The 25182-nt window shown below is 76.0% G+C and carries 21 protein-coding genes and 1 tRNA gene; 6 read left to right on the top strand and 16 right to left on the bottom strand.

Features of this window, described 5'->3' with window-relative positions:
- Positions 1 to 51: 51 nt before the first annotated feature.
- Positions 52 to 1275 (bottom strand): threonine ammonia-lyase, encoded by a 1224-nt coding sequence (gene ilvA / locus UXQ13_RS02210; protein WP_225232852.1) that lies wholly within the window; start codon positions 1273 to 1275, stop codon positions 52 to 54.
- A gap of 22 nt (positions 1276 to 1297) precedes the next feature.
- On the bottom strand, positions 1298 to 1993 hold the full coding sequence (locus tag UXQ13_RS02205) for a GOLPH3/VPS74 family protein (protein ID WP_225232853.1): 696 nt from the start codon (positions 1991 to 1993) through the stop codon (positions 1298 to 1300).
- Between the two features lie 70 nt (positions 1994 to 2063).
- Here UXQ13_RS02205 and UXQ13_RS02200 point away from each other — a divergent pair, with 70 nt between their 5' ends.
- The 3 genes from UXQ13_RS02200 to UXQ13_RS02190 all read left to right on the top strand — a co-directional run bounded on the left by UXQ13_RS02200 (position 2064) and on the right by UXQ13_RS02190 (position 6041).
- Entirely contained in the window at positions 2064 to 3497 is a 1434-nt protein-coding gene (locus UXQ13_RS02200) for a sigma 54-interacting transcriptional regulator (protein WP_225232854.1), read from the top strand.
- 2 nt (positions 3498 to 3499) lie between these two features.
- The gene (locus UXQ13_RS02195) at positions 3500 to 5491 is read left to right on the top strand and encodes a VWA domain-containing protein (protein WP_225232855.1); all 1992 of its coding nucleotides are present in this window, start codon (positions 3500 to 3502) and stop codon (positions 5489 to 5491) included.
- Between the two features lie 106 nt (positions 5492 to 5597).
- Positions 5598 to 6041, top strand: a complete 444-nt coding sequence (locus UXQ13_RS02190; RefSeq protein WP_225232856.1) for a GNAT family N-acetyltransferase — start codon at positions 5598 to 5600, stop codon at positions 6039 to 6041.
- On the opposite strand, the gene UXQ13_RS02185 is transcribed toward UXQ13_RS02190, so the two are convergent.
- Positions 6034 to 7392: a DUF2252 domain-containing protein gene (locus UXQ13_RS02185; protein ID WP_225232857.1), complete on the bottom strand. Its 1359-nt coding sequence runs from the start codon at positions 7390 to 7392 to the stop codon at positions 6034 to 6036. The two genes, UXQ13_RS02190 and UXQ13_RS02185, sit on opposite strands and share 8 nt — an antisense overlap.
- 68 nt (positions 7393 to 7460) lie before the next feature.
- Between UXQ13_RS02185 and UXQ13_RS02180 the strand changes: the two genes are divergently transcribed.
- Both UXQ13_RS02180 and UXQ13_RS02175 read left to right on the top strand, forming a co-directional pair.
- Complete coding sequence (locus UXQ13_RS02180) at positions 7461 to 8480, top strand: SGNH/GDSL hydrolase family protein (RefSeq protein ID WP_225232858.1); 1020 nt, start codon at positions 7461 to 7463, stop codon at positions 8478 to 8480.
- Positions 8481 to 8548: 68 nt separating this feature from the next.
- Positions 8549 to 9769: an acetyl-CoA C-acetyltransferase gene (locus UXQ13_RS02175; protein WP_225232859.1), complete on the top strand. Its 1221-nt coding sequence runs from the start codon at positions 8549 to 8551 to the stop codon at positions 9767 to 9769.
- Positions 9770 to 9837: 68 nt separating this feature from the next.
- Here the strand turns inward: UXQ13_RS02175 and UXQ13_RS02170 are convergent, their stop codons facing one another.
- The 4 genes from UXQ13_RS02170 to UXQ13_RS02155 all read right to left on the bottom strand — a co-directional run bounded on the left by UXQ13_RS02170 (position 9838) and on the right by UXQ13_RS02155 (position 13285).
- On the bottom strand, positions 9838 to 10683 hold the full coding sequence (locus UXQ13_RS02170) for a Bax inhibitor-1/YccA family protein (RefSeq protein ID WP_225232860.1): 846 nt from the start codon (positions 10681 to 10683) through the stop codon (positions 9838 to 9840).
- 144 nt (positions 10684 to 10827) lie between these two features.
- Complete coding sequence (locus UXQ13_RS02165; RefSeq protein WP_225232861.1) at positions 10828 to 12303, bottom strand: M20/M25/M40 family metallo-hydrolase; 1476 nt, start codon at positions 12301 to 12303, stop codon at positions 10828 to 10830.
- Positions 12304 to 12437: 134 nt separating this feature from the next.
- Positions 12438 to 12511 (bottom strand) — tRNA-Leu (locus UXQ13_RS02160).
- Positions 12512 to 12523: 12 nt separating this feature from the next.
- A complete protein-coding gene (locus tag UXQ13_RS02155; protein WP_225232862.1) occupies positions 12524 to 13285 on the bottom strand; it encodes a uracil-DNA glycosylase in 762 nt (253 codons plus the stop codon).
- A gap of 40 nt (positions 13286 to 13325) precedes the next feature.
- On the opposite strand from UXQ13_RS02155, the gene UXQ13_RS02150 reads away from it, so the two are divergent.
- A complete protein-coding gene (locus tag UXQ13_RS02150) occupies positions 13326 to 13631 on the top strand; it encodes a DUF4235 domain-containing protein (RefSeq protein WP_225232863.1) in 306 nt (101 codons plus the stop codon).
- A gap of 4 nt (positions 13632 to 13635) precedes the next feature.
- Here UXQ13_RS02150 and UXQ13_RS02145 read toward each other — a convergent pair whose 3' ends face one another.
- The 9 genes from UXQ13_RS02145 to UXQ13_RS02105 all read right to left on the bottom strand — a co-directional run bounded on the left by UXQ13_RS02145 (position 13636) and on the right by UXQ13_RS02105 (position 25132).
- Complete coding sequence (locus UXQ13_RS02145) at positions 13636 to 16098, bottom strand: CHAT domain-containing protein (RefSeq protein ID WP_225232864.1); 2463 nt, start codon at positions 16096 to 16098, stop codon at positions 13636 to 13638.
- On the bottom strand, positions 16095 to 17708 hold the full coding sequence (locus UXQ13_RS02140; RefSeq protein ID WP_225232865.1) for a S8 family peptidase: 1614 nt from the start codon (positions 17706 to 17708) through the stop codon (positions 16095 to 16097). The genes UXQ13_RS02145 and UXQ13_RS02140 overlap by 4 nt, the downstream gene beginning before the upstream one ends.
- Before the next feature lie 20 nt (positions 17709 to 17728).
- Positions 17729 to 18184, bottom strand: coding sequence for a hypothetical protein (locus UXQ13_RS02135; RefSeq protein ID WP_225232866.1), 456 nt, complete (start codon positions 18182 to 18184; stop codon positions 17729 to 17731).
- Entirely contained in the window at positions 18181 to 18771 is a 591-nt protein-coding gene (locus UXQ13_RS02130; RefSeq protein ID WP_225232867.1) for an RNA polymerase sigma factor, read from the bottom strand. The genes UXQ13_RS02135 and UXQ13_RS02130 overlap by 4 nt, the downstream gene beginning before the upstream one ends.
- 8 nt (positions 18772 to 18779) lie before the next feature.
- Positions 18780 to 20972, bottom strand: a complete 2193-nt coding sequence (locus UXQ13_RS02125; protein WP_225232868.1) for a type III PLP-dependent enzyme — start codon at positions 20970 to 20972, stop codon at positions 18780 to 18782.
- Positions 20973 to 21019: 47 nt separating this feature from the next.
- Positions 21020 to 21967 (bottom strand): Ppx/GppA phosphatase family protein, encoded by a 948-nt coding sequence (locus UXQ13_RS02120; protein WP_225232869.1) that lies wholly within the window; start codon positions 21965 to 21967, stop codon positions 21020 to 21022.
- Complete coding sequence (locus tag UXQ13_RS02115) at positions 21964 to 22491, bottom strand: DUF501 domain-containing protein (RefSeq protein WP_225232870.1); 528 nt, start codon at positions 22489 to 22491, stop codon at positions 21964 to 21966. Before UXQ13_RS02115 ends, UXQ13_RS02120 begins: the two co-directional genes overlap by 4 nt.
- Positions 22492 to 22531: 40 nt before the next feature.
- A complete protein-coding gene (locus UXQ13_RS02110) occupies positions 22532 to 23710 on the bottom strand; it encodes a cell division protein PerM (RefSeq protein WP_336391744.1) in 1179 nt (392 codons plus the stop codon).
- Positions 23711 to 23845: 135 nt separating this feature from the next.
- A complete protein-coding gene (locus tag UXQ13_RS02105) occupies positions 23846 to 25132 on the bottom strand; it encodes a hypothetical protein (protein WP_336391743.1) in 1287 nt (428 codons plus the stop codon).
- Between the last annotated feature and the right edge of the window lie 50 nt (positions 25133 to 25182).

The following is a 25182-nucleotide window of genomic DNA, read 5'->3' as shown; positions in this document are numbered from 1 at the left end:
CTCGGGGGTGGGACCGCGCGCGGCGGCCGAGCTCATCGGCGCCCGGTCGGGTCAGCCGTCGCTGACCGCGTACCCCACCCGCTGCAGCGCCGCGACCACCTCGCGGGCGTGGTCGGGGCCCCGGGTCTCCAGCACGACGGCGATCTCGACCTCGCCCAGGTCCAGCTGGGCCGTCGTCCGCTCGTGCTCCACCGACAGGACGTTGGCCGAGACGGCGGCCAGCTCGCGCAGCAGACCGGCCAGGGAGCCCGGCCGGTCGGGCACCCGGACGCGCAGGGACTGGTAGCGCCCGGCGGCGGCCATGCCGTGCTGGACGACCTTCATCATCAGCACCGGGTCGATGTTGCCGCCGGACACCACCGCCACCACCGGCGCGGCGAAGGCCCCGGGGTCGGCCAGCACCGCGGCGACCGCGGCCACCCCGGCCGGCTCGACCACCAGCTTGGCCCGCTCCAGGCAGAACAGCAGCGCCCGGGACAGCTCGGCCTCGGTCACCGTCCGCACCTCGTCGACCAGCCCGGCCACGTGGGCGAGGGTGAGGTCGCCGGGGGCGGCCACCGCGATGCCGTCGGCCATCGTGGTCATCGACGCCAGCGGGACCGGCACCCCGGCCACCAGCGACGCCGGGAAGGCCGCCGCCGCGGCCGCCTGGACGGCCACCACCCGGACGTCGGGCCGGGTGGCCTTGACCGCGGCGGCGATGCCCGCGACCAGCCCGCCGCCGCCGGTGCAGACCACGACCGTGGCCACGTCGGGGCACTGCTCCAGGATCTCCAGCCCGACGGTGCCCTGCCCGGCGATGACGTCGGGGTGGTCGAAGGGGTGGATGAACACCGAGCCGGTCTCGTCGGCGAACTGCCGCGCGGCCACCAGCGGCTCGGTCAGGGAGTCCCCGAGCTGGTGGACGGTGGCCCCGTAGCCGCGGGTGGCGGCCAGCTTCGGCAGCGGCGCGGTCTCGGGCATGAACACGGTGGCCGCGGCCCCGAGCTCGCGCGCCGCCAGCGCCACCCCCTGCGCGTGGTTGCCCGCGCTGGCGGCCACGACCCCGGCCGCGCGCTCGACGTCGGTCAGCCGGGCGATGCGGGTGTAGGCGCCGCGGATCTTGAACGACCCGGTGCGCTGCAGGTTCTCGCACTTGAGCCACACCGGGCCGCCCACCCGCTCGGCCAGGGCCCGCGAGTGCTCCAGCGGGGTCCGCCGCACCACCCCGGCCAGCAGCGCGGCCGCGGACTCGACGTCGGCACCGGTGACCAGGGGGAGGGCGGGTTCGCTCACCCCCCGATCCTGGCACCCGCGCTCAGGACGTCGTGCTGATGAACACCGGGACGAAGACCGCCACCATCATCACGGCCATCAGCTCGTCGAGGGCCTTGGCGACCGCTCCCCCGGCCCAGTCCCCGGCCCGCACCGCGTCGGCCCGCGCCTGCAGCTGCGCGCCGTCCACGTCCGGGAAGAGCGTGGGCGCCAGCTTCGTGACCGACAGCATCGAGACCAGGGTCGCCGTCCGGCGGTCGGGCTGCGCGCCGTCGACCAGCACGGCGCGCACCCGGCCGCGGATCTCCCGCTCCACCGACGGGTCGGCCTCCGGCCAGCTGCTGGTCGGGAACAGCCCCAGGACCTTGCCGCGCTCGTGGGTGAGCACCCCGTCGGCGACGAGCTCGTCGAGCAGCTGCTCGCGCAGCTTCGCCCCCCGGTCGGTGAAGGTCATGGTGGTGAGGGCCCCGATGGCCTCCTTGGGCGCCTTGCCGTGGACGGTGTCGACGACCTCGGCGAGCAGTTCGTCGGTCGGCCGGGCGGCGCCCGTGCGGCGCAGGCGCCCAGGCTCGACCTCGCCGCCGGCGTCGAGCTGCAGGTCCAGCGCGCCCGCCGCGACCAGCTCGACGACGGCCGTACCGGCCAGCGCCGCGTTCAGCGCCGAGCCGTCGACGACCGGCTTGCCCTCCACCTCGTCCAGCGCCAGCAGCAGCAGTTCGCTCGCGGTGCTCCGGGTCATGGCCCGACCCTGGCAGGACCCCCACCTGCACGCACCCCGGATGTCGCACCACCGTCGTACCGTGAGTGGGGTGACGGAGACCCCCGCACCCACGACCCTCGGCGAGCTGCGCGACAGCGGCGCCGTCCCCGTCGGCGTCAAGGCCGAACTGCGCACCAACCTGCTCGCCCGCCTGGCCGCGGGCGAGCCCACCCTGCCCGGCATCGTCGGGTTCGACGACACCGTCCTGCCCGAGGTCGAGCGGGCGCTCATCGCCGGCCACGACCTCGTCCTGCTCGGCGAGCGCGGCCAGGGCAAGACCCGCCTCATCCGCACCCTGGTCGGCCTGCTCGACGAGTGGACGCCGGTGCTGGTCGGCAGCGAGCTCAACGAGCACCCGCTGGCCCCGGTCAGCGTCTGGGCGCACCGGCAGATCGCCGAGCACGGCGACGCCACCCCGGTCGGCTGGCTGCACCGCAGCGACCGGTTCGGCGAGAAGCTGGCCACCCCCGACACCAGCGTCGGCGACCTCATCGGCGACGTCGACCCGATCAAGGTGGCCGAGGGCCGCACCCTCGGCGACCCCGAGACCGTCCACTACGGGCTGGTGCCGCGCACCAACCGCGGCATCTTCAGCATCAACGAGCTGCCCGACCTGGCCGAGCGGATCCAGGTGGCGCTGCTCAACGTGCTGGAGGAGCGCGACATCCAGATCCGCGGCTACCGCGTCCGGCTGCCGCTGGACCTGCTGCTGGTCGCCAGCGCCAACCCCGAGGACTACACCAACCGCGGTCGGATCATCACCCCGCTCAAGGACCGCTTCGGCGCCGAGGTCCGCACGCACTACCCGATCGAGCTGGCCGACGAGATCCGGCTGCTGCAGCAGGAGGCGCAGACCAGCTGGCTCGGCGACGGCGCGCTGGACACCCCGCTGGTGCCGGCCCACCTGGTCGAGATCATGGCCCGGTTCACCCGGCTGGTCCGCGAGTCCAGCCAGGTCGACCAGCGCTCGGGCGTCAGCGCCCGCTTCGCCATCGCCGGGCTGGAGACGGTCGCCGCCTCCGCCGTCCGGCGGGCCGCCGTGGCCGGCGAGACCCGGCCCGTGGCCCGGGTGGTCGACCTGCCCGCCGTCGTCCCGGCCAGCCGCGGGAAGGTCGAGTTCGCCGACTCGGGCTCCGACACCGACGACGAGCGCGAGCTCGAGGTGCTCGAGCACCTGCTCCGGCAGGCCACCGCGCAGACCTTCCGGGCCCGCTGCGGCGGCCTGGACCTCACCGGGCTGCAGGAGCACTTCACCTCCGGCGAGGTGGTCGAGTCCGGCGACCTGGTGCCCGCACCGCGGCTGATGAGCCAGGTCGGCACCGTGCCGAACCTGGCGCAGCTGCTGGGCCGGCTGGGTGTGCCCGAGGGCGAGGAGTCCGCCGAGCAGGCGGCCGCCGCGGTCGAGTTCGCGCTCGAGGGTCTGTGGCTGACCCGCCGGCTCGCCAAGGACACCGACGGCAACCGCACCGTCTACGGGAGCTGACCGTGCCCAGGGGGAGCCGCGGCTACCGCTACGGCCGGTGGCGGGGCGGGGAGGACCCGCTCGCCCCGCCCTACGACCTGGGGGACGCCGTCGACGAGATCGGCGACCAGGTGCTGGCCGGCAGCAGCGTGCGGGAGGCGCTGCGCGATCTGCTCCGGCGCGGGCTCGACGGCCGCCGCGGCCTCGACGACCTGCGTCGCTCGGTGCGGGACCGGCTGCGCAGGGCCCGCGAGGCCGGGAGCATGGACGGGACGCTGACCGAGGTCCGCGAGCTGCTGGACCGTGCGCTGGAGGCCGAGCGGCGTGAGCTGTTCCCCGACCCCGACGACGCCGCCCGGCTCGCCGAGGCCGAGCTCGACGCGCTGCCCGAAGACACCGCCGGGGCGGTGCGCGCGCTCAAGGACCGGCAGTGGAGGTCCCCGGAGGCCGCGGAGGCCTACCGGCAGATCCAGGACCTGCTGCAGAAGGAGGTGCTGGACAGCCAGTTCCAGCACATGAAGCAGGCGCTGCAGCAGATGAACGCCGAGGGCCAGGACGGCACCCAGGCGGTCAAGGACATGGTCGCCGACCTGTCCGCCCTGCTGGACGCGCACAACCGCGGGGAGGACACTGACCAGCGGTTCGCCGACTTCATGGACAAGCACGGCCAGTTCTTCCCCGACGACCCGCAGACCGTCGAGGAGCTCGTCGACTCCCTCGCCCGCCGGGCCGCCGCGCAGGAACGCATGATGGCCGGCCTCTCCCCCGAGCAGCGGGCCGAGCTCGGCGAGCTCATGGGCCAGGCCATGCAGGACATGGGGCTGGCCGCGGAGATGGCGCACCTCAACGACGCACTCCGGCAGGCCCGCCCCGACCTGCCGTGGGGCCGACCGGGCCAGGTGCCCGACGGGGACCAGGGCCTGGGCATGGGCGACGCCACGACCGCCGTGGCCGAGCTGGCCGACCTGGAGGCGCTGTCCAGCCAGCTGTCCCAGGGCTACGCGGGGGCCAGCCTCGCCGACGTCGACGAGGAGCTGGTCGAGCGCGCGCTCGGCCGGTCCGGGGTCGACGACCTCGCCGCACTGCGCCGGCTCGAGCGCGAGCTCGAGCGGCAGGGCCACCTGAACCGCACCGAGGGCAAGCTGGAGCTGTCGCCCAAGGCGGTCCGCCGGCTCGGGGCCACGGCCCTGCGCCGGGTGTTCGCCCAGCTGGACTCCACCGGCCGGGGCGAGCACGACGTCGCCGACGCCGGCGCGACCGGCGAGCTCACCGGGGCCAGCCGCGAGTGGCGGTTCGGCGACGAGCAGCCGCTGGACGTCGTCCGGACGGTCCGCAATGCGGTGCTGCGGACGGCGGGGGAACCGCACACCGACGGCGACCGCCGGGTGCAGATCGCCGTCGAGGACTTCGAGGTGGTGGAGACCGAGCGGCGCACCGGCGCCGCCGTGGCGCTGCTGGTCGACCTGTCCTACTCGATGGCGCTGCGCGGCACCTGGGGCGCGGCCAAGTCCACGGCGATGGCGCTGCACTCCCTGGTCACCACCCGGTTCCCGCAGGACGCGATCGAGATCATCGGGTTCGCCTCCACGGCGCAGGTGCTGCGGCCCGAGACGCTGGCCGAGCTGTCGGTGGACACCCTGCAGGGCACCAACCTGCAGCACGGCCTCATGCTGGCCCGCCGCTTCCTGGCCCGGCACCACGACGCCGAGCCGGTCATCCTGGTGGTCACCGACGGCGAGCCGACGGCCCACCTGGAGGACGACGGGTCGCCGTACTTCTGCTGGCCGCCGATGCCCGAGACGATCGCGAAGACCGTCGCCGAGGTGGAGCGGGTGGCCCGGTCGGGCGCGACGATGAACGTGTTCGCGCTGGACCCGGAGCCGGCGCTGGTGCACTTCGTGCAGGACATCACGCAGCGGGCCGGCGGCCGGGTCTTCCTGCCCGACGGCGACCGCCTCGGTGAGTACGTCGTCGCCGATTATCTGCGCACCCGGAGGGGGCGGCGAAGCCGTTAGGCCCGGTGCAGGGGCCCGGCCCGCGCGGAGCGTGGGTCGGGTGGCACCGGGTCCTTCTGCTGCGGACCCGGAGGGGGCGGCGGGCCCGCTGAGGGAGACTGACCGGGTGAGCACGGTCAGGATCGAGCGGGTGGGCGTGCAGGCGACCTACGACCTGCGCGCCCGGGTCCTCCGGCAGGGCCGGCCGGTGCAGATCACCGGGGACGACGCCCCCTCGGCGATCCACCTGGCCGCCCTGCTGGACGACCGGGTGGTCGGCGTCGTCCGGTTCCAGCCGCAGACCTGCCCGTGGCGGGACGCGGAGTACGCCTGGCAGCTGCGCGGCATGGCCACCGACCCCGAGGTCCGCGGGATCGGTGCCGGCCGCGCGCTGGTGGCCGAGGGCCTGGTGCAGATCTCCCGGGCCGGCGCCGACCTGGTGTGGTGCGACGCCCGCGAGGCCGCGGTGGGGTTCTACGAGAAGATCGGGTTCACCGTGGTCAGCGAGCCCTACGACATGCCCCCGGTCGGCCTGCACCTGGGGATGGTGCTGGACCTGCCGATCAGGTGAGCGGGTGCTCCCCGGAGGAGCTGATCCCCGGGATCTCCCCCGCGCGGAACGCGTCGACGAACAACCGGTGGTCGGCGCGCACCCGCGCCGCGTAGGCGTGCGCGAACCCGGTCAGGTCCTCGACCAGCTCCTCGCGCCGGTGCCCGACCAGCGCCAGCACCGCATCCTCGACCTGCACGTCGACCGCCTCGTGCTCGGCGTCGGCGTCCCCGATGCAGTGGATCTTCGCCGTCGCGCGACCCAGCTGCGCCACCACCTCGACGATCTCGTCGGGCTCGGTGAGCTCCTCCCAGTCCAGGTCGTTCTCGTAGGGGGAGAGCTCGGAGACCAGGAACCCGACCCCCCGGATCACGGTGTGGCCCAGGAACGGGGAGGCGTGCGACTGCATCGCCCGCTGCGCCGAGACGGTGCGCTCGCCCTCGTGCTGGAACAGCGCCCGGACCTCGGGGTCGGTGACGATCCGCGACGGCGCGGCGGTGCCGGCCTGCTTGAGCGACAGCACGACGTCGTTCTCCAGCGCCTGGTCGTAGCCCTCCAGCAGCACGGTGTAGGCCGGCAGCCCGGCGCTGCCGATGCCGAACCCGCCGGTGCCCACGACGTCCTTGACGTCGTAGGCGACCTCGCGGCGGCGGACGCCCCGGGGCACCGACTCCCGGTAGAGGTCGACGGCGGCCAGCACCTCGGCCCGCTCGGCGTCGTCGAGCCGCCGGTGCCGGCGGATGTCGGAGAACCGGCGCTGGTGGTCCTCGACGACGGTCAGCCGCTCCAGCAGGGAGACCCGGGTCTGCTCCGCCGTGGCCAGCACCAGCTCGCGGACCGCCCCGGTGGTGGTGTGCCGGTCCAGGGCGAAGTCCCGGTCGGCGTCGGTCCCGGCGAACACCGCGACCTGGTCGAGGTAGGACTCCAGGTAGACCCGCAGCACCGCGGCGATGACGTCGTCGGACAGCGCCTTGCGCCAGGCCAGCAGCGCGAAGCTGGCGCAGAACCGGCGCAGGTCCCACGACAGGTGGCCCAGGTAGGACTCGTCGTAGTCGTTGACGTCGAAGACGACCCGGCCGGTGCCGTCCATGTAGGTGCCGAAGTTGGCGGCGTGCAGGTCGCCGTGGATCCACGTCCGCGACGTCCGCTCGTCGCTCCACTGGTCCTCGGTGTCCACCAGGTCGGCGTAGAACAGGCAGGCCGACCCGCGGTAGAACGCGAACGGGTCGGCGGCCATCTTGCGGAACTTGACCCGGAAGGCGTCGGCGTCGGCCGCCATGAGATCGGAGAAGGCATCCACCAGCACCTCGACGATCCGCGCGCGGCGGGCGTCCTCGTCCTCGACGGGCAGGGCGGCGGGGTGCTCGGTCACCGGGTCACCGTAGGGGCGATAACCTCGCCGGGCAGGGTGGACGACGACGGACTGGGGACGGTGGACCGGTGACACGGGCGAGCAGGGCGCGCAGGCTCGCCACGGGTGCGGTCTACGGCGGGGGCGGCGTCGGGCTGGCCGGCGCCGGGCTGGTGGCGCTGCTGCGCCAGGAGGCACGGCTGGCTCGCAACCGGGTGTCCTCCCGCGCCGCCAAGGGCGACCCGCCCACCGGCGAGGGCCGCTACGGCCACTACCGCGGCGCACCCCTCGTCCTGGCGGTCCTCGGTGACTCCAGCGCGGTGGGCCTCGGGGTCGACCGGGCCGAGCAGACCCCCGGCGTCCTGGTCGCCGCGGCGCTCGCCGAGCTGGCCGAGCGCCCGGTGCGGCTGGTCAAGGTGGCCGTGTCCGGTGCCCGGTCGGCCCACCTGGCCGAGCAGGTGGCCAAGGTGCTGCCGCAGCGGCCCGACGTCGCGATGATCATGATCGGCGCGAACGACGTCACCAGCCGGTCCAAGCCCGCCCTCGCCGTCCGCGACCTCGCCGCGGCCGTCCGCGCGCTGCGGGCCGCCGGGTGCGAGGTCGTCGTCGGCACCTGCCCCGACCTGGGCACCATCCGGCCGGTCGCCCAGCCGCTGCGCACGCTGGGCCGCCGGTGGAGCCGCCAGCTGGCCGCCGCGCAGACCATGGCCGTGGTCGCCGAGGGCGGGCGCACCGTCTCCCTCGGCTCGTTGCTGGGGCCCTCGTTCGCCAGCGACCGGTCGATGTTCTCCTCCGACGAGTTCCACCCCTCGGCCGCCGGCTACGCGGCCGCGGCGGCCTGCATGCTGCCCTCGGTCGCCGACGCGATCGGCGTCTGGCCGGCCGCGGCCGACCGGGGACCGCGCTCGCTGCGCCGGGACAGCGTCCGGCCGATCGCCCGCGCCGCAGCCAGCGCGGCCGGCCGGTCGGGCACCGAGGTCCAGCCCACGTCGGTCGACGGCGAGGACGTCGGGCCCCGCGGCCCCTGGGCGCGGCTGCGCCGGCGCCGCCCGCCGCAGCTGCCCGAGGCCACCCCGGTCGAGCAGCCCACCGGAGTTACCGGGCAGTAGCACCCGGGGTACGTTCGCGGTCGACCCGACGCCACCACGCGGGTGGCGCCCCACCGTGGAGGTAACACGTGCCCGAAGCCGTCATCGTCGCCGCTGCCCGCTCCCCCATCGGCCGCGCGTTCAAGGGCTCGTTGAAGGACCTGCGCCCCGACGACCTCGCCGCCACCATCGTGCGGGCCGCGCTGGACCAGGTGCCCTCGCTGGACCCCCGCGACATCGGGGACCTGATGCTGGGCTGCGGGCTGCCCGGCGGCGAGCAGGGGTTCAACATGGGCCGCGTCGTGTCGGTGCTGCTGGGCATGGACCACCTGCCCGGCACCACGATCACCCGGTACTGCTCCTCCTCGCTGCAGACCACCCGGATGGCGATGCACGCCATCAAGGCCGGCGAGGGCGACGTCTTCATCTCCGCCGGCATCGAGATGGTGTCCCGGTTCGCCAAGGGCAACTCCGACGGCCTGCCCGACACCGAGAACCCGGTCTTCGCCGACCGCAAGGCCCAGGTCGCCGCGGTGGCCGAGTCCGGCGCCGACTCCTGGACCGACCCGCGCACCGAGGGGCAGATCCCCGACGTCTACATCTCCATGGGCCAGACGGCGGAGAACCTGGCGCTGCTCAAGGACGTCTCGCGGGCCGAGATGGACGAGTTCGCCGTCCGCTCGCAGAACCTGGCGGAGAAGGCCATCGCCGACGGCTTCTGGGCGCGCGAGATCACCCCGGTCACCACCCCCGACGGCACCGTCGTCAGCACCGACGACGGCCCGCGGGCCGGCACGACGCTGGAGGGCATCTCCCAGCTCAAGCCGGTCTTCCGGCCCGACGGCCGGGTGACCGCCGGCAACGCCTGCCCGCTCAACGACGGCGCCGCGGCGCTGGTCGTCATGAGCGACACCAAGGCCGCCGAGCTGGGCATCACCCCGCTGGCCCGGATCGTCTCCACCGGCGTCACCGGGCTGTCGCCGGAGATCATGGGCTACGGGCCGGTCGAGGCCAGCAAGCAGGCGCTGGCCCGGGCCGGGATGACCATCGACGACATGGACCTCGTCGAGATCAACGAGGCCTTCGCCGCCCAGGTCATCCCGAGCTACCGGGACCTGGGCATCGACATCGACAAGCTGAACGTGCACGGCGGCGCCATCGCGGTCGGCCACCCGTTCGGGATGACCGGCGCCCGGATCACCGGCACGCTGCTCAACGGCCTGCGCTCCACCGACGGCACCTTCGGCCTGGAGACCATGTGCGTCGGCGGCGGCATGGGCATGGCGATGGTGCTCGAGCGTCTGAGCTGAGCTGACCCCGCAACGCACAGCGGCCCGGCCCCCTGACGGGGACCGGGCCGCTGTGCTGTGGTGCGGGGTTACTCGCGGAAGTAGCTGAGCAGGCGCAGGATCTCCAGGTACAGCCAGATGACCGTGACCAGCAGGCCGAAGGCGATGTACCAGGCGACCTTGGGGGCCACGCCGCGGCGGATCGCCTCGTCGGCCATGTCGAAGTCCAGCAGCAGCGAGAACGCCGCGACGCCGATGACTACCAGGCTGAAGATGATCGCGATCGGGCCGCCCGAGCGCAGGCCCAGGCCGTCACCGCCGCCGATCCAGGCAGCGAGCGCGTTGACGATCGCCAGCGCCAGGACGCCGAACATGGCGCCGACGATCCAGCGGGTCAGCTTCGGGGTGACCCGGATGGCACCGGTCTTGTAGACCACCAGCATGCCGAAGAAGACACCGAAGGTGCCGATCACGGCCTGCATGACGATGCCCGGGTAGATGCTGTTGAACGCCTCGCTGATGGCGCCGACGCCGATGCCCATGAGGGCGGCGTAGGCCAGCGTCGCGGCCGGGTTGGCGATCTGCTTGAACGAGATCACCAGGCCGACGACGAACGCGATCAGGACGGCGGGCAGCGCCAGCCCCATCGCGGCCTGGCCGGGGACGGCCCAGATCGCGGCGGCGGCCAGGACGGTCACCAGGAACGAGATGCCGGTCTTGGTGACGACGTCGTCCATCGTCATGTACTGCGCGCCCGTGGCCGCGTACGGGTTCTGCTGGGTGTACGGGCTCTGCTGGTACGGGTTCTGCTGGGCCGGCGCGCCCCACGGCTGCTGCGTGGCGGGCTGGCCGTAGCCCATGGTCCCGTTCTGGGCACCCGGGCCGTTGGGGGCGCCGGGGAAGCCCCGGCTGAAGGCCGGGTTGCTGCTGGGCATCGTCATCTCCTCGAGGTGCCTGAAGTCGGGTGCGTGGGCGGGAGGAACTACCCACTCGTCATGCACAACGCCCCGGCCCGCCCGAGGGTTCCTGGGCGCCGGCTGGACGTGATCACACCGTGACCACGCCCAGCCGGCAGGTGCTCAGTTCCCCTGGCCCGGACCGCTGCCCGCCTGCGCGGTCACCAGCACCGCGTAGGCCACGGCGTCGGAGTTCTGGTCCAGCGCGACCTGGCTGATGTTGTCCAGGTCGTCGCAGGCCTGGTGGTAGCAGGCGTCGTAGGGCTGACCCGCCGTGCCGCCGTAGGCCGCTGCCTGCTCCGGGGTCTTGATGCCCTCGGCACCGGAGAACAGGCCGCCGGAGGGGATCCCGGCGTCGGCGAAGGCCTGGTAGTCGCTGCGGCCGTCGAACTCGGTGTCCTCGTAGGCGATGCCGCGGGAGTCGTAGAAGTCCTCGAAGGTCTGCTCGATCGCCGCGGACTCCGGGCTCACGTAGCCCTCGGGCGCCGGGAACGAGGAACCGTCGCTGTCGTAGACGAAGTTGGCGTAGTTCGTCGACCCCAGCATGTCGAAGTTCAGGTACGACCCGATCCGGGCCAGCTCGTCGTCGGACAGGCTGTCCACGTAGGCCTGGGAACCCAGCAGGCCCAGCTCCTCCGCGCCCCAGAAGGCGAACCGGACCGGGTGCTCGAGCCGGGTGTTGGCCAGGTTCTGCGCCACCTCGAGGATGGTCGCCGAGCCGCTGCCGTTGTCGTTGATGCCCGGGCCCTCGGGGACGGAGTCCAGGTGGCCGCCGACGACGACCACGCCGTCGGAGGACCGGCCGGGCAGCTCGGCGGTGATGTTCTGGGACACGTTGGTCTCCGTGACGACCTGCACATCGAGGGTCGCCGTGGTGCCCGGCTCCAGCAGGCCCGCACCGGTCTCCGGGGTGGCGAACACGACCGGGACGTCGACGGCACCGCCCAGCGTCGGGTTGATCAGGCCGGGTGCGTTGTTGTAGACCACGACGCCCGAGGCGCCGGCCGCGACGGCGTTCGCGACCTTGATCGCGAAGGTGCACGTGCCGCGCTGGACGAGCGCGATCGAGCCGGTGGCGAAGCCGGCGAAGTCCGCCGCCTCGCAGCCGCTGGTCCCCGAACTGACGTCCACGCCGGTGACCGGCGCGGTGACCGCGGCCGAGGCGGTGCCGTCGATCGGCACGTAGTCGGTGTCCAGCGCGTAGGTCGCCGGGCTCGGGGTCACCCGGGCCAGGGATCCGGCGTAGCTGACCTCCTCGTACGTGAAGTCGGTGACGCTGACCTCGTACCCGGACGCCTCGAGGGTGTCGCGCACGTACTCCACCGACGCGGTGTTGCCCGAGGTGGTCGAGGCCCGGTTGCCGTCGTTGCCGTCGGCGATCGCCTGCAGGTTGGCGAGGTGCTCGGTGACGCCGGCCGGCGTCACGCAGGTGAGCAGCTTGTCCACGCTGGCGTTCACCCGGTTCTGGCAGCCGTTCACCGAGGGCGCGGCAGCGGCCGGGGTGGCCACGAGCACGGCGCCGGAGACGGCGAGGGCTCCTGCGGCGCCGGCGGCGAGGAGCCGCCGCCGTCCGGGGCGGTCTGGTCGTTCGCTGGTCATCGGTTCGTCCTCCCGCCGGGGCGGTCCACCACGCTGTGGATCCGCTGTGTGGGTCGACCGTGTCCGAGTGCACCGGTGAGGACAAGTCTTGACTTGCCGAGCCGCAACCGTTACCGACGCTCAGCAACCACCGGTGCCCTCGGTGGGGTTCGAACCCACACTGGGACCCTTTTAAGGGGCCTGCCTCTGCCGGTTGGGCTACGAGGGCCGTGCTGCCGCGTCATCCTCTCGCGAGGTCCACGGCCCGGGTGAGGACGGCGTCGAGCATGGGCTCGGTGAGCCGCCCGGTGAAGGTGTTCTGCTGGCTGACGTGGTAGCTGCCCAGCACCGTCAGCGGCCCGCCGGGGGCGTCCAGGGTGACCTCCGCACCGTGGCCGAACTTCGGCCTGGGCCGCGGGATGACCACTCCCGCGGCGGCGAGCACCGGCAGCAGGGCCGACCAGCCGAACCCGCCGAGCACCACGAGCACCCGCAGCCGGGGCAGCAGCGCGAGCTCCCGGGCCAGCCAGGGCGAGCAGGTGTCCCGCTCGGCCGGGGTCGGCGCGTTGTCCGGCGGGGCGCAGCGGACCGCGGCCACGATCCGGCAGTCGGTCAGCTCCAGGCCGTCGTCGGCGGCCACCGAGGTGGGCTGGTTGGCCAGCCCGGCCCGCCACAGCGCCGCGAAGATCCAGTCCCCCGACCGGTCGCCGGTGAAGATCCGGCCCGTCCGGTTGCCGCCGTGCGCGGCGGGGGCCAGCCCGACGACGCCGATCCGGGCGTCCGCCGGACCCATCCCGGGCACCGGACGGCCCCAGTACACCTGGTCGCGGAAGGCGGCCCGCTTCACCACCGCGACCTCCTCCCGCCAGGCCACCAGGCGGGGGCAGGCCCGGCAGCCGCAGACCCGCTCGTCCACGGCCGCCAGGTCGACCGCGGTGCGTGCCCCGCGGACGACGCCGGCCGGGGTGCGGGTGACGGGGTAGCCGTCGGCGTCTCGTGCCACCCACCCAGCAGAGCACAGCCGGGCACGGGATGATCCCGGGGTGGCGAAGAAGCAGAAGGTCAAGACCCCGGCGCTGTACAAGCTGCTCGGCCCGGTGATGGCCATCCCGACCGGGATCGTGGTCAAGAAGGTCGCCGACCAGGCGTGGATCGCCGTCCGCGGCACGCCGCCGCCGAAGAACCCCGACGTCCCCGGTGTGAGCTGGAGCGACGCGCTGGCCTGGGCCGCGGTGTCCGGTGTGCTGGTGGCCGTCGGCCGGTTGGTCGCCGCGCAGGGTGCCGCGAAGGCCTACACCGCGCTGACCGGCAAGTTCCCCGCCAACGCGAACTCCGACAGCGCGGCCTGACCCCTCACCACCCCGAGCCCAGGCACACCAGGGTCGTCGGGAGGTCGGCGGTGGCGCCGGCGAGCGCGAGCGCCGGTGCCTCCCCGCCGGCCAACCGTCGGTGCACCTCGGGGAGCACCTCGCAGGCGACCTCGTCGCGCACGCTGGCGGCCGAGGCGACCACGCAGTGCGCCCCGGCGTGCAGCCACGCGCGGGCCAACCCGTCGGTCTCCTCCCCCCACCGGACCGCGGTGCGGCCGCCCTCGCACGCCGAGAGCACCACCAGGCCGGGGGTGCGGGGCAGCCGGTGCGCGTCGTGGCCGAACCAGGGGCCGTCGGCCAGCTCGACCCGGGAGAACGACGGGTGCTCCCGGTGGTGGCGGCCGTGCGCGGCCACGTGCAGGACGTCGGCCGTCCCCGCGTCGGTCGACACCTGCTCGACGGTCGCGTCCTCCCCCACCCGCACCGTCGCCGCGGGCCAGGCGGTCGCGGCCCGCTGCACCTCCTCGTCGGCCCGCGGCACACCCGGTCCGGCGGCGAAGGCCGCCACCCGGGGCCGGGCCGGCCACGGGCCGGTCCGCACCCAGGCGGCCAGCGACGAGGGCACCGTGCAGGGCCGCCCGACCAGGCCGGGGAGCATGCCCCACGGCACCGCGCGGAAGGCGCCGGGCACCGAGAGCACCACCGGCCGGCCGGTCGGCAGGTCCATCGGTGTCACCAGCAGCTCCGCCAGGGCCGCCAGCCGGGTCCGCAGCCCGGCGTCGACGGCCCGGGCCAGCGGGCCGGCCGGCTCGCCGGCGGCGGTCTCCAGGTCGGGGCCCAGGCCGCCCAGCAGCGCGGTGACGGCCCGGGTCGGGCCCAGCCCCACCACCCGGCCGGGTCCGCCGTCCCCGACGACGACCGCGGCCACCGTCTCCTCCGTCCAGCAGTAGGCGACCGCCACCACCCCCCGCCCGTCGGCCGCGGCCCGGACCGCAGCCAGGTCGACCCGGGGCAGCACCGCACCGCTGCCGGCCCGGTGCCACAGCCGCCCGCGCAGCGACTCCATGAGCTCCCGCTCCCGGCGCTCGTCGTCCGGGCCCTGCCCGAACACCCGCAGCCGGCGCACCTCGGCGAGCTCCCGCGCGACCGCCGGGTCGGGGGACGGGCTCAGCGGCGGCACCCGGGTGACCAGGTCGCGGGCCCGTTCGGTCCAGGCCAGCAGCAGGTCGGGGCGGCCCGAGCCCGCCGCCACCCGCAGCCCCCGGTGCAGCAGCGGGAGGGCGTGCAGCAGCAGGCTGGACCGCAGGTCGAGGCTGCCGAGCCGGGCCTGCTCGGCGGCGAGGTCGTCCAGCCCGGCCCCGGCGATCGCCAGCACGGTCCGGTGCCGGCCGCGGGCCGCGGCGAGGTCGGCCCGCACCGTGCGGGCCAGCAGCCGCACCGGGGCCGGGGCCGCCGCGGGCACCCCGGACCGCAGGACCCGGGCCGCGCCGTCCAGGTCCCCGCCGCTGATCCGGACCGCCGCGGCGTGCAGCCGCAGACGCGTCCGGTCCTCCCGGGCGCCGCGGGCACCGAGCGCACGGACGGCGTCGTCGATGGCCGGGAGCAGCCGCGGGTCCGGCCGGTGCACCGCCGCGGCCGACAACGCCACCCCGTCGGCGAGCGCGGCCCAGGTCCCGGCACCCCGTCCGCGGAACCGGCGGGCCGCCCGACGTGCCGCCGCGGCGGCCCGGGCGGCGTCGTGGTGCAGCAGGGTCCGGGCGAGCAGCAGCTCGGCCTCGGCCTGCGGCTGCCGGACCCTGGCCCGGCCGTAGGCGGCCGCCGCCGCCACCAGCAGCCGCTCGGCGTCGGCCGGCATGCCGGCCGCCAGCAGGGCGGCGGCCCGGTCGGTGTCGCAGGTGGCCGCGTGCAGCGGCGATACCCGGGCCAGCACCTCCCGCGCGCCGTCCATCCGGCGGATGGCCGGCACCAGGTCACCGGCCAGCAGGTCGGTGTACCCCAGGTTGTGCCGGGCCTTGGCCTCGTCCAGCGGTGCGCCGCAGGCCCGGAAGGCGTCGCGGGCCAGGGTGAAGTCCTGCCCGGCGCGGACCAGGTCACCCCGCTGCAGGTGCACGTTGCCCCGGTTCAGGGCCACCTGGCCCAGCAGGGCCGGCTCGTCGGCCAGGTGCCGGATCGCCCGGCCCAGGTCGCGCAGCGCGTCGTCGGTGTCCCCGCGGCGCATGGCGACCAGCCCGGCCTGCCCGACCAGGACCGCCCGGGTGCGCTCGCCGACGCCCGGGCGCGCGGCGGCGGCCCGGATGCTGGCCAGCGCGAGCACCGGGTCGCCGGTCTCGGCGTCCAGGTAGGCCAGGGTGCCCTCGATGCGCGCGGCGAGGTCCGGGTCGGGACGACGGCCGGCGGCCTGCCGGAGCGCCCGTCGCGCAGCGGCCAGCCGGCCCGCGTTCGTCTCGCCGACCGCCCGGTCGTACAGCTGGGCGGCGGTCGGGGGCACGCCGGGCCGGGGCGTCACCCCGGGGAGGTCCCGCCGGCGGGCAGGCTGGTGATCGCGGCGGTGGTGGTCGTCGTGATCAGGGTGCGGGCCGCCCGGACCCGGGCCCGGGCGCTCTCCGGGGGCTCCTGCGCACCGGGGGCCGGCAGGTCCGGCTGCAGGGCGGTAGCCAGGGCCCCGGCCACCAGCGGTGCGGCGAAGGAGGTGCCGCTCCACACCGCGAATCCGCCGCCGAACCCGTCGGGGTCGATCGACGCCCGGGGCCGGCCGGCGAACCGGGTGGCGGCGGCCGGCTGCAGCCCGCCCTGCGTCGACGGCACGGCGCTCACGACCGCCGCACCGGGCGCCCAGGCCCCCACCCACGGACCGTCGTTGCTGAACAGGGCCACCGAGCTGAGGTCGGGGTTGAGCGCACCGACGGCGAGCACGGGTTCAGCCGTCCCGTCCGGCTCCGGGACCGCCGGGGTGCCCGACGCCCAGGGCGCGAACGCGGCCGGGAACATCGGCCGGTCGGTCGCGTCGTTGCCGGCCGAGCAGACCACCTGGGTGCCGCACCGGCCCAGCACGGCCAGCAGCTCGGACATGGTCGGGTCGAACAGGCCGTCGGTCGGCGTCTCGTGGTAGTAGCCCATCGACAGGTTGAGCACGTCCACCGGCCGGCCGCGCGGGTCCCCCGCCGCGTGCCAGGTGACCAGCTGCGCGATTCGTGTGAGGGCGGTGACCAGGTCGCTCTCGTCGACGGAGCCGTCGGGGGCGACCGCCCGCCAGACGAGGAGGTCGGCGTCCGGGCACGCCTGGTGCACCAGACCGGCGACGAAGGTGCCGTGCCCGCTCGCCGGGTCGGTGCCGCCGTCCAGCGGCCCGACGAGGTCGGGGTGGGTCTGCGGGTCCAGCGCCGGGTCGACCAGCCCGATCGGCTCCCCGTCGCAGGTCACCCCGCGCTGCACGGCGCGGTCCAGCCAGGGGTGGGCACCGCACCCGCTGTCGAGCAGCGCGACCACGGGACGACGGCGGGCGGCGAACGCGGTGTCCGGCGCCCGGACCGGCGCCGGACCCGCCCAGGCGACCGGTTGCAGGCCACCGCTGCCCGGCACGGCGTAGGACTCGATCGGGACCTGGCTGCCGACCCCGTAGGGGTTCGACCCGTGGAAGGGGTTCGACCCGTGGAAGGGGTTGGCGCCCAGCGGGGTCAGCAGCACGACGTGGTCCAGCCCGACCCCCGGCAATCGCCCGTCGGCCAGCACCCGGGCACGGTGCAGGACGTCGGCGGCGTCCGGTGCCGGTGCGGTCGGGTCCACGGCGCGCAGCCGCAGGCGGCGCAGGCCCAGCGCTCCCCCGGCCGTGCCCAGCCGGCCGGACCGGCCGGCCCGTTGCTCCGTCGTCTCGGCCAGCTCCACGGGGACGTGCTCCGGGTCGGCCTCCAGGCGGCCCCCGGCCAGGCAGGCGGCGTCCACCAGCACCTCGGCGACGTCGGCGGCCAGCCCCGACACCAGCAGCCGGTCGCGGCGGTACCCGGTGGGGAAGCAGGGGGCGTCCCCGAGGAACCCGGCCGGGAGCGCTGCGGCACGGGCCAGCGGGGTGCTCAACCGCGCCTGCCACCCCGGCTGCGGCGTGGCCGGTGGTGGGTTCATGCGGGGACCTCTCCGGTGCCTCAGAGCAGGAAGGACGGCGTGGCGACCCGCCGGGCCCGGCCGCCGTCGGCGGGCAGCCGCACCTCGAGGACGGCCGACCCGGCGGCGGCCTCGGGGAACTCGAACCGCCCGGTCTCCTCGATCGGCGCGCTCAGCTCGACCGCGCCGCTGCGCAGCACCGCCGTCCCCGGTCCGCCCGGTGCCAGCCAGCCGTCCAGCCGCCGGCGGTCCCCGTCGACCGTGACCCGGACGAGCATCTCCAGGCCGTAGCGGCTGAACCGCAGCGCAGCGGCCGGTTCGCCGGCCCGCACGGCGACCGTCGTCCCGGCGGGGTCCAAGAGCGCGAAGAGCTCGACGTCGTCCCCGACGCCCGCCGCGGCGAGCCCGGCGAGCACGTCGTCGACCAACCCCGGCGGCACCGGGTCCGCGTCGGTCCACATCCGGGCCAGCTCGTCGAGCAGCTCGTCGTCGGTCACGCCGGCACCTCGCCCAGCGCGGTGCGCAGCTTGGCCAGGCAGCGGCCCCGGGTCGGGCCGATGCTGCCCACCGGCATGCCCAACCGCGCCGACAACAGGGCGTAGTCCGGTCGCCGGTCGAACGCCACCACCCGCAGCAGCTCCTGGCAGCGGGCGCTCAGGGTGCGCACGGCCTGCCACAACCGGCGCGTCTCGACCCCGGCGAGCGCGACGTCCTCCGCGGGCGGGGCCGGGTCGGCCCACCGGTCGAGGACCGCGTCCTCCGCGCCCACGGTCCGCCCGCCCGCCGCCGTCCGGCGGATCGACTCGCGCCGCACCGTCGTGACCAACCAGGCGCCCACCGACCGGGGGTCCTGGATCGACCCCGCGTGGCCGACCAGCGCCAGCCAGGCGTGCTGCACCACGTCCGCGGCGTCCTCGGCGGGCAGCCGGCACCCGCGGGCCACCTGCCAGAGCACCGGCGTCAGGGTGCGGACCAGCTCGTCCATCGCCGTCGGACGGCCGTCGTACCAGGCGGTGAACAGCTCGGCGGCGCGGTCCCAGACGTCGTCCCCGGCCGGGGGTCGGACGGCCCGGGGCGCGGTCATGGGGTGCATCATGCTGAGGCCCGGTGCCGGGCCGCAACGCCTTCCTGCCCGCCACCGACGATCGTCGTGCGGTCGACCAGCACCTTCGAGCCGTTGACGACGACCCGGGCCGGCGACCGCCCGTTGAAGGCGCAGGCGGTGACCGCCGTGTAGGCGCCCATCGTGGGGGTGACCACGAGGTCCCCGGGGGCCAGCGCGGGCATGGGGTAGCCGCGGGCGATCACGTCGCCGCTGTCGCAGGTGGGCCCGGCGAGGGTGACCGGGCCGGCGGGCACCGCACCGGCCAGCTCGGTGGCCGCGAGCAGCAGCGGCTCGGCCTGCTCGGACAGCACGTTGGAGAAGCTGCCGTAGATGCCGTCGTCGAGGTAGACCCAGCGCCCGTCGGGGCGGTCGGCCACCCCGACCACCTGGCTGACCGCGGTCATCGCGTCGGCGACGACCACCCGGCCCGGCTCGGCCAGGACGGTCCACCGGCCGACCAGCGGGGCCAGCAGGGGCCCGATCGCCGCCGCGAGCTCGGTGACCGCCAGGACGGGCGACCGGTACCCGGCCGGGAACCCGCCGCCGATGTCGAGCACCTGGAAGGCCCGGCCGTGCCGCTGCTCGAGCAGGTCCATCAGCTCGACGGTGCTGGTGATCGCCGCGCGGTAGGGCTCCGCGGCGTCGAGCTGGCTGCCGACGTGGAAGCTGAAGCCGGCGAGCGGGCGGCCGAGCTCGACCGCCAGTGCCGCGAGCCGCTCGGCGGTCGCCCGGTCGGCGCCGAACTTGCTGGACAGGTCGACCTGGGCCGCGGCGTTGCGGTAGGCCAGCCGCAGCAGCACCCGGGTGTCCGGGGGCAGGGCCGTCGTCTTGCGCAGCTCGGTCTCGTTGTCCACCACGACGGTCCGGACGCCGGCCGCGGCCACCTGGGCCCGCTCGGCCGGGGTGGCGACCGGGTTGCTGTAGAGCATCCGCGCGGGCCCCACCCCGAGGTCGGCCAGGGCGGCCACCTCGGCCGGGCTGGCCACGTCGAAGGACGCGCCGGCGTCGCGCAGGGCGGCGAGCACCGCCGGGTGGTCCAGCGCCTTGACCGCGTAGTGCAGCCCGACGCCGGGCAGGGCGTCGGCGAGCTGGCGGTACCGGGCGACGGCGACCGCCGGGTCCAGCAGCAGGATCGGGGTGCCGTGCTGCTCGGCCAGCCGCCGGAGGCCCTCGCCGCCGTGCCGGCCGGCGAGCTCGGTGGCCCGCTGCTGCCGGAACGGTGCGGCGGTCACGGCGGCCACGGCGCTGGGGCGCGGCAGGCGCCAGCCGAGCCGGTCGGTGACCCGGTACCCGACGGAGGCGACCAGGTAGAACACCACGTCGGCGACCACCTTGCCGGCGACCAGCCCGAGCGCCGGGTGCGGCGCCACGGCGGCCCCCCAGTAGAGCAGCGCGGGCCGGACCAGCAGGGAGTCCACCAGCTCGGCGGGGAGGAACTCGACCAGGCCCAGGCCCAGGCTGCGGCGGAGCACCCCGCGGCGGACACCGGCCCGGCGCTGCTCGGCGACGATGCGCACCAGCGAGACGCCGTAGAAGGCGACCGCCGAGCCCAGGTTGCCGGCGATGGCCGTGGCGACCAGCGACCCGGTCAGCTGCAGGGTGGTCAACCCGACCCCGAGCAGCGCGACCAGCGAGGCGATCTCGCTGGGCAGGTAGCGGCGGACCCAGAAGCCCACCCGGGTCCGCACCCGGCCGGGGCCCCCGCGCAGGACCGGCCCGCCCCGGCGCCAGCCGGCCCGCTCGGTGAACCGGTAGGACGAGGCCGCGATCACGTAGAAGAACAGGTCGGCGACCACCTTGCCGGCCAGCAGCCCGAGCGCGGCCGGCGGCACGACCGTCGCCCCCACCCACAGCGCTGCGGGGCGGACGAGCAGGGAGTCCAGCACCTCGGCCGGGCCGAACTCGGCCACCCCCAGGCCGACGGTCCGGCCGACCAGCGTGCGGCCCCGGGCACCGCTGCGGCGCTGCTCGGCCGCGATCCGGCCCAGCGCCACGGCGTAGAACCCGAGGTTCTCGGCCACCGTGGCGGCCACGGCGGTGCCGACCAGCGAGCCGGTCCGCTGCAGGGTGAGCAGGCCGACCAGCAGGAGCGCCGCGGTGCCGGCCAGCTCGGCGGGCAGGTAGCGGCGCACCCAGGGGGCGAGCCGGCGGAGGGAGGCGTGGGCCAGGAGCGAGGTCATGCCCCCCGGGAGGCCTCGGCCGCCGTCCTGATACCTCCGGGTCGGGCCTAGCGCACCAGGGACAGCGCGATGCCGTCGAGGATGTCGTGCTCGCTGACCACGACCTCGTCGACGGCGAGGGCATCCATGATCACCCGCAGCACCAGCGCGCCGCCGCCGATCACGTCCACCCGCCCCGGGTGCATGACCGGCAGCGCCGCCCGCCGCGCCCGGGTGGAGGTGAGCAGCCCGGCGGTCACCGACCGGACGGCGCCGACCGGGACGCGGGCGCCGTGGATGGCCGCCGCGTCGTAGGCCGGCAACCCCAGCGCCAGCGCGGCCACCGTGGTCACCGAACCGGCCAGCCCGACCAGGGTGGCGGCCTGGCCCACCGGGACGTCGGCGACCACCGCGGCCAGCGCCGTCCGGATGTCGGACTCGGCGCGCTGGATCTGGTCGGCGTCGGGCGGGTCGCCGTGCAGGTGCCGCTCGGTCAGCCGGACGCAGCCGACGTCCACCGACCGCGCCGCCCGCACGCCGTCGCCGTCCCCGAGCACGAACTCGGTGGACCCGCCGCCGATGTCCACCACGAGGTAGGGCGCCGCCGGCGCGGGCGTGCCGTGCGCGACGGCGGCCGCGGCCAGCGACCCGGTCGCGCCGAGGAAGGACAGGCCCGCCTCCTCCAGCCCGGGGACGACGTCGGGCAGCTGGCCGAGGGTGGCCTGCACCATGCCCTCGAAGTCCGCGCGGTTCGCGGCGTCCCGGCTGGCGCTGGTGGCCACCATCCGGACCCGCTCGGCACCGAGCTCGCGGATCTGCGCCGCGTACCCGGCCAGCACCACCCGGGTGCGCTCGATCGCCTCGGGGGCCAGCCGGCCGGTGGCGTCGACGCCCTGGCCCAGCCGGACCACCTCCATCCGGCGCAGCACGTCGGTGTGCGGGCCCTGGGCCGGCACGTCGGCGACCAGCAGCCGGAGGGAGTTCGTGCCGCAGTCGATCGCGGCCACCCGGGTCACGAGCCGGACCCCTCGGCGTCCGGGGCGGCGTCCTGGTTGGGGGCGGCGCACGGTCCGTGCGACCACCACTCCCCCATGCCGGCCAGCGCGCGGTCCCCGATCGGGTTCACGCCCGGTCCGGCGGCCAGCGAGTGCGCGGCCAGCGCGTGCAGGCACTTGACCCGGTCGGGCATCCCGCCGGCGCTGGCCCGGGTGGGCAGCACGTCGACGGCGTCCCGGGTGGCCAGGAAGGCCTCGTGCGCGCGGGCGTAGGCCGCGGCGAGCTCGGGGTCGGTGGCCAGGTCGGCCTGCCACTCCTTCATCGCCCCGGCCGACTCCAGCCGGCTCGCGGCCGCCGTCGCCCGCGGGCAGGTCAGGTAGTAGACGGTCGGGAACGGGGTGCCGTCCTCGAGCCGGGGCGCGGTCTGCACCACGTCGGGCTGGCCGCACGGGCACCGGTGCGCCACGCCGGTCAGCGCCCGGGGGGTGCGGCCGAGCTGCCGGGCGACGACGTCGCGGTCCTGCGGACTGACTCTCTCGCTCACCCGTGGAGTCTCCCAGGTCCTCCGCAGACCCGGACCCGCCTCACCGCCGCCAGCGCGAGACGGCCGCGGCGACGGCCGCCGCCAGCCCGGCCTGGGCCGCGGTCGACAGACCCGTCGCGATCGCCGGCGCCCCGATGTCGGCCAGCCCGGCGTCGCCCAGCCCGCCACCGCCGACCAGGGCCAGCAGCCCGGCGCCGACCCCGACCCCGACGCCGGTCACCACGCCCCACAATGCCGCGGTGACGACCCCGCCGTCGGCGTCGGTCAGCCGCCGGGCGGTCGCCGTCCCGGCCACCAGACCGGCGAGCACGGGGAGGGCCTGCGAGACGAAGGCCAGCAGCGGCACGGCCTGCGTGTCGGGCAGCGCGGCCAGCAGCGGCACCGCCGGGACGGCGCCCAGGGTGACCCCGGCGGTCGAGACGAGGGTGCCCGCCCCGACGGTGAACCCGGGACCGGCCGCCAGCCCGAGGACGGCGGCGGCCGCGTTGGGCAGCAGCAGGGCGCTCAGGCCGACCAGGCCCACCGCACCGGCACCCGCCCCGCCGAGGCTGGTGGCCAGTGCGGCGGCCCCGCCGACGTCGGCGGCCAGCGCGACCGCGACCACCGCCAGGGCCAGCCCGACGAGGGTCAGCAGCCCGGCCAGGACCCCCCGGGCCACCGCCCGGCCGGGCCCGGGGAAGCGGTCCACCAGGTCCCCGGCGGCCCCGGACTCGCGGGCGGCACCCCAGCCGGCCGCGACGCCCGGGAGCACGAGGGCGCCCAGCACCGTCGACGGCCACCGGACGGCCGCGTCGGGGGCGTCCAGGACGAGGGCGAGCAGCACGGTGAGGACGGCGTGGACGCCGACGACCGTGCCGACCACCGTGCCGACGCCGCGGGGGTCGACGACGTCCCGGCGGGCGACCACCGCGCGGGCCGCGCTCGAGGACCCCCAGGCCACGGCGGCGGTGAGCAGCAGCGGCGCCAGCGCGACGGTGCCGGAGGACAGCTGGAGGGCGGCGCCGTGCGCCAGCAGCCAGAGCCGGCCGGCCAGGGCGAGGTCGGCACCGACGGACAGGCCACCGGCGGGGTCGAGCGCGGCGACGACCACCAGGGCGAGGGTCAGCACGACCAGCCCCACCACGGTGACCGCCGCGGACGCCGCCGCGGCGAGGGCGGCCAGCGGCAGCCGGGCGCGGTCACCGCTGCGGGCGGAGGTTCGGGTCAGCAGCTGGCGCACCCCCCCACTCTCGCAAGTCCGGGGCGGTCGCGGCGCCCGCACCCGCCGACAGCGGCCGATCGACACCGGGCCGGGACGCACAGACCCGCCCCGGCGGTGCCGGAGCGGGTCTGGTCGTGCGCGGAGCGGGGTGGGTCAGGCGTCGCCCGAGGGCTTCGGCCGGTCGCCGTCGCCGTCGGCCTCGTGCGGCGGGGGCGGCGGCGGGGTGGTGCCGGCTGCGTAGGTCGGCGGCGCCGGGGGCTGCCCGCCGGCCGGCGGGGTGCTCCAGCCGCTGGCCGAGGAGCCGGTCGACGGCTGGCCGTAGGACGGCGAGGAGGGCGCCGCCGGCGGGGTCGGCTGGCCGTAGGACGGCGTGGCGGACGGGGACTGGCCCCAGCCGGACTGCGCACCCTGCTGGCCGGGCTGCTGACCGGCCTGCTGGCCCTGCTGCTGACCGGGCTGGCCGTAGGAGGGGGTGGCCGGGGAGCCGTACCCGCCGGGCTGACCGGACTGCTGACCGGACTGCTGACCGAAGCCGGCGGACTGCTGCGGGGCGCCGTAGCCGCCCTGCTGGCCGTAGCCGCCCTGGCCGGGGCCGCCCTGCTGGGGAGCACCGTGGCCGGGGCCGCCGTGGCCCGGCTGGCCGAACTGCGGCGCGGGCTGGTTGGCCCACTGGGAGGCGTTGGCCAGGCCACCGGGCAGCGCCGGCTTGTTCTTCAGCTCGGGCAGCAGCCCGAGGACGGCGAAGGCCAGCGCCGCGGCCGACACCAGGAAGGTGAGCAGCGCGAAGATGCTGAACCCGGCCTCGAAGGTCTGGATCCACTCGATGAGGGTGAGCAGGAACGCGAGCCCGGTGAGGCCGACGGTCACGAAGCTGCGCGGGAAGCCGAGCTTGAGGTCCAGGAACGCCGGCAGCAGCGCCCACACGGCGGCGGCCAGCAGCAGGACGAAGGAGAAGACGATCAGCCCGGACTCGAAGCCGTTGACGCTGTAGCTGTAGCCGAAGCCGAAGTCGCCGCTGAACCAGGGCAGCAGGGAGAACAGCAGGTACAGCAGCGCGCTGCCGGCCACGACGTAGTCGCCGACCTTGAGCTTCTTGAGGTCGAAGCCGCCGCCGGAGGAGGAGGGCTGGCCGAAGCCGCCCTGCTGGCCGAACGAGCCCTGCTGGCCGTAGGCCGGCTGCTGGCCGGGCTGGCCAGGCTGGCCGTAGCCGCCCTGGGGAGCTCCGTAGCCACCCTGGCCGGGGGTCGGCTGACCGGGCTGCCCTGGCTGGCCGTAGCCGCCGGGCTGCTGGCCGTACCCCGCCGGGGGCTGACCGGGCTGGCCGTAACCGCCGGGCTGGCCGGGCTGGCCCGGCTGGCCGTAGCCACCGGGCTGCTGGCCGTAGCCGCCGGGACCCTGCCCGGGACCTCCCGGCGTCTGGTCGGGTCCGCTGCTGGTCATAGCTCGGCTTCTCTCCTGGGGTCGTACGGGTTGGACGTGATCAGGATGTC

Source organism: Klenkia terrae, assembly GCF_037083865.1.
Taxonomy (GTDB): domain Bacteria; phylum Actinomycetota; class Actinomycetes; order Mycobacteriales; family Geodermatophilaceae; genus Klenkia; species Klenkia terrae.
Note: the sequence above shows the minus strand (reverse complement) of the source record. Positions and strands in the feature narration are given on the sequence as shown.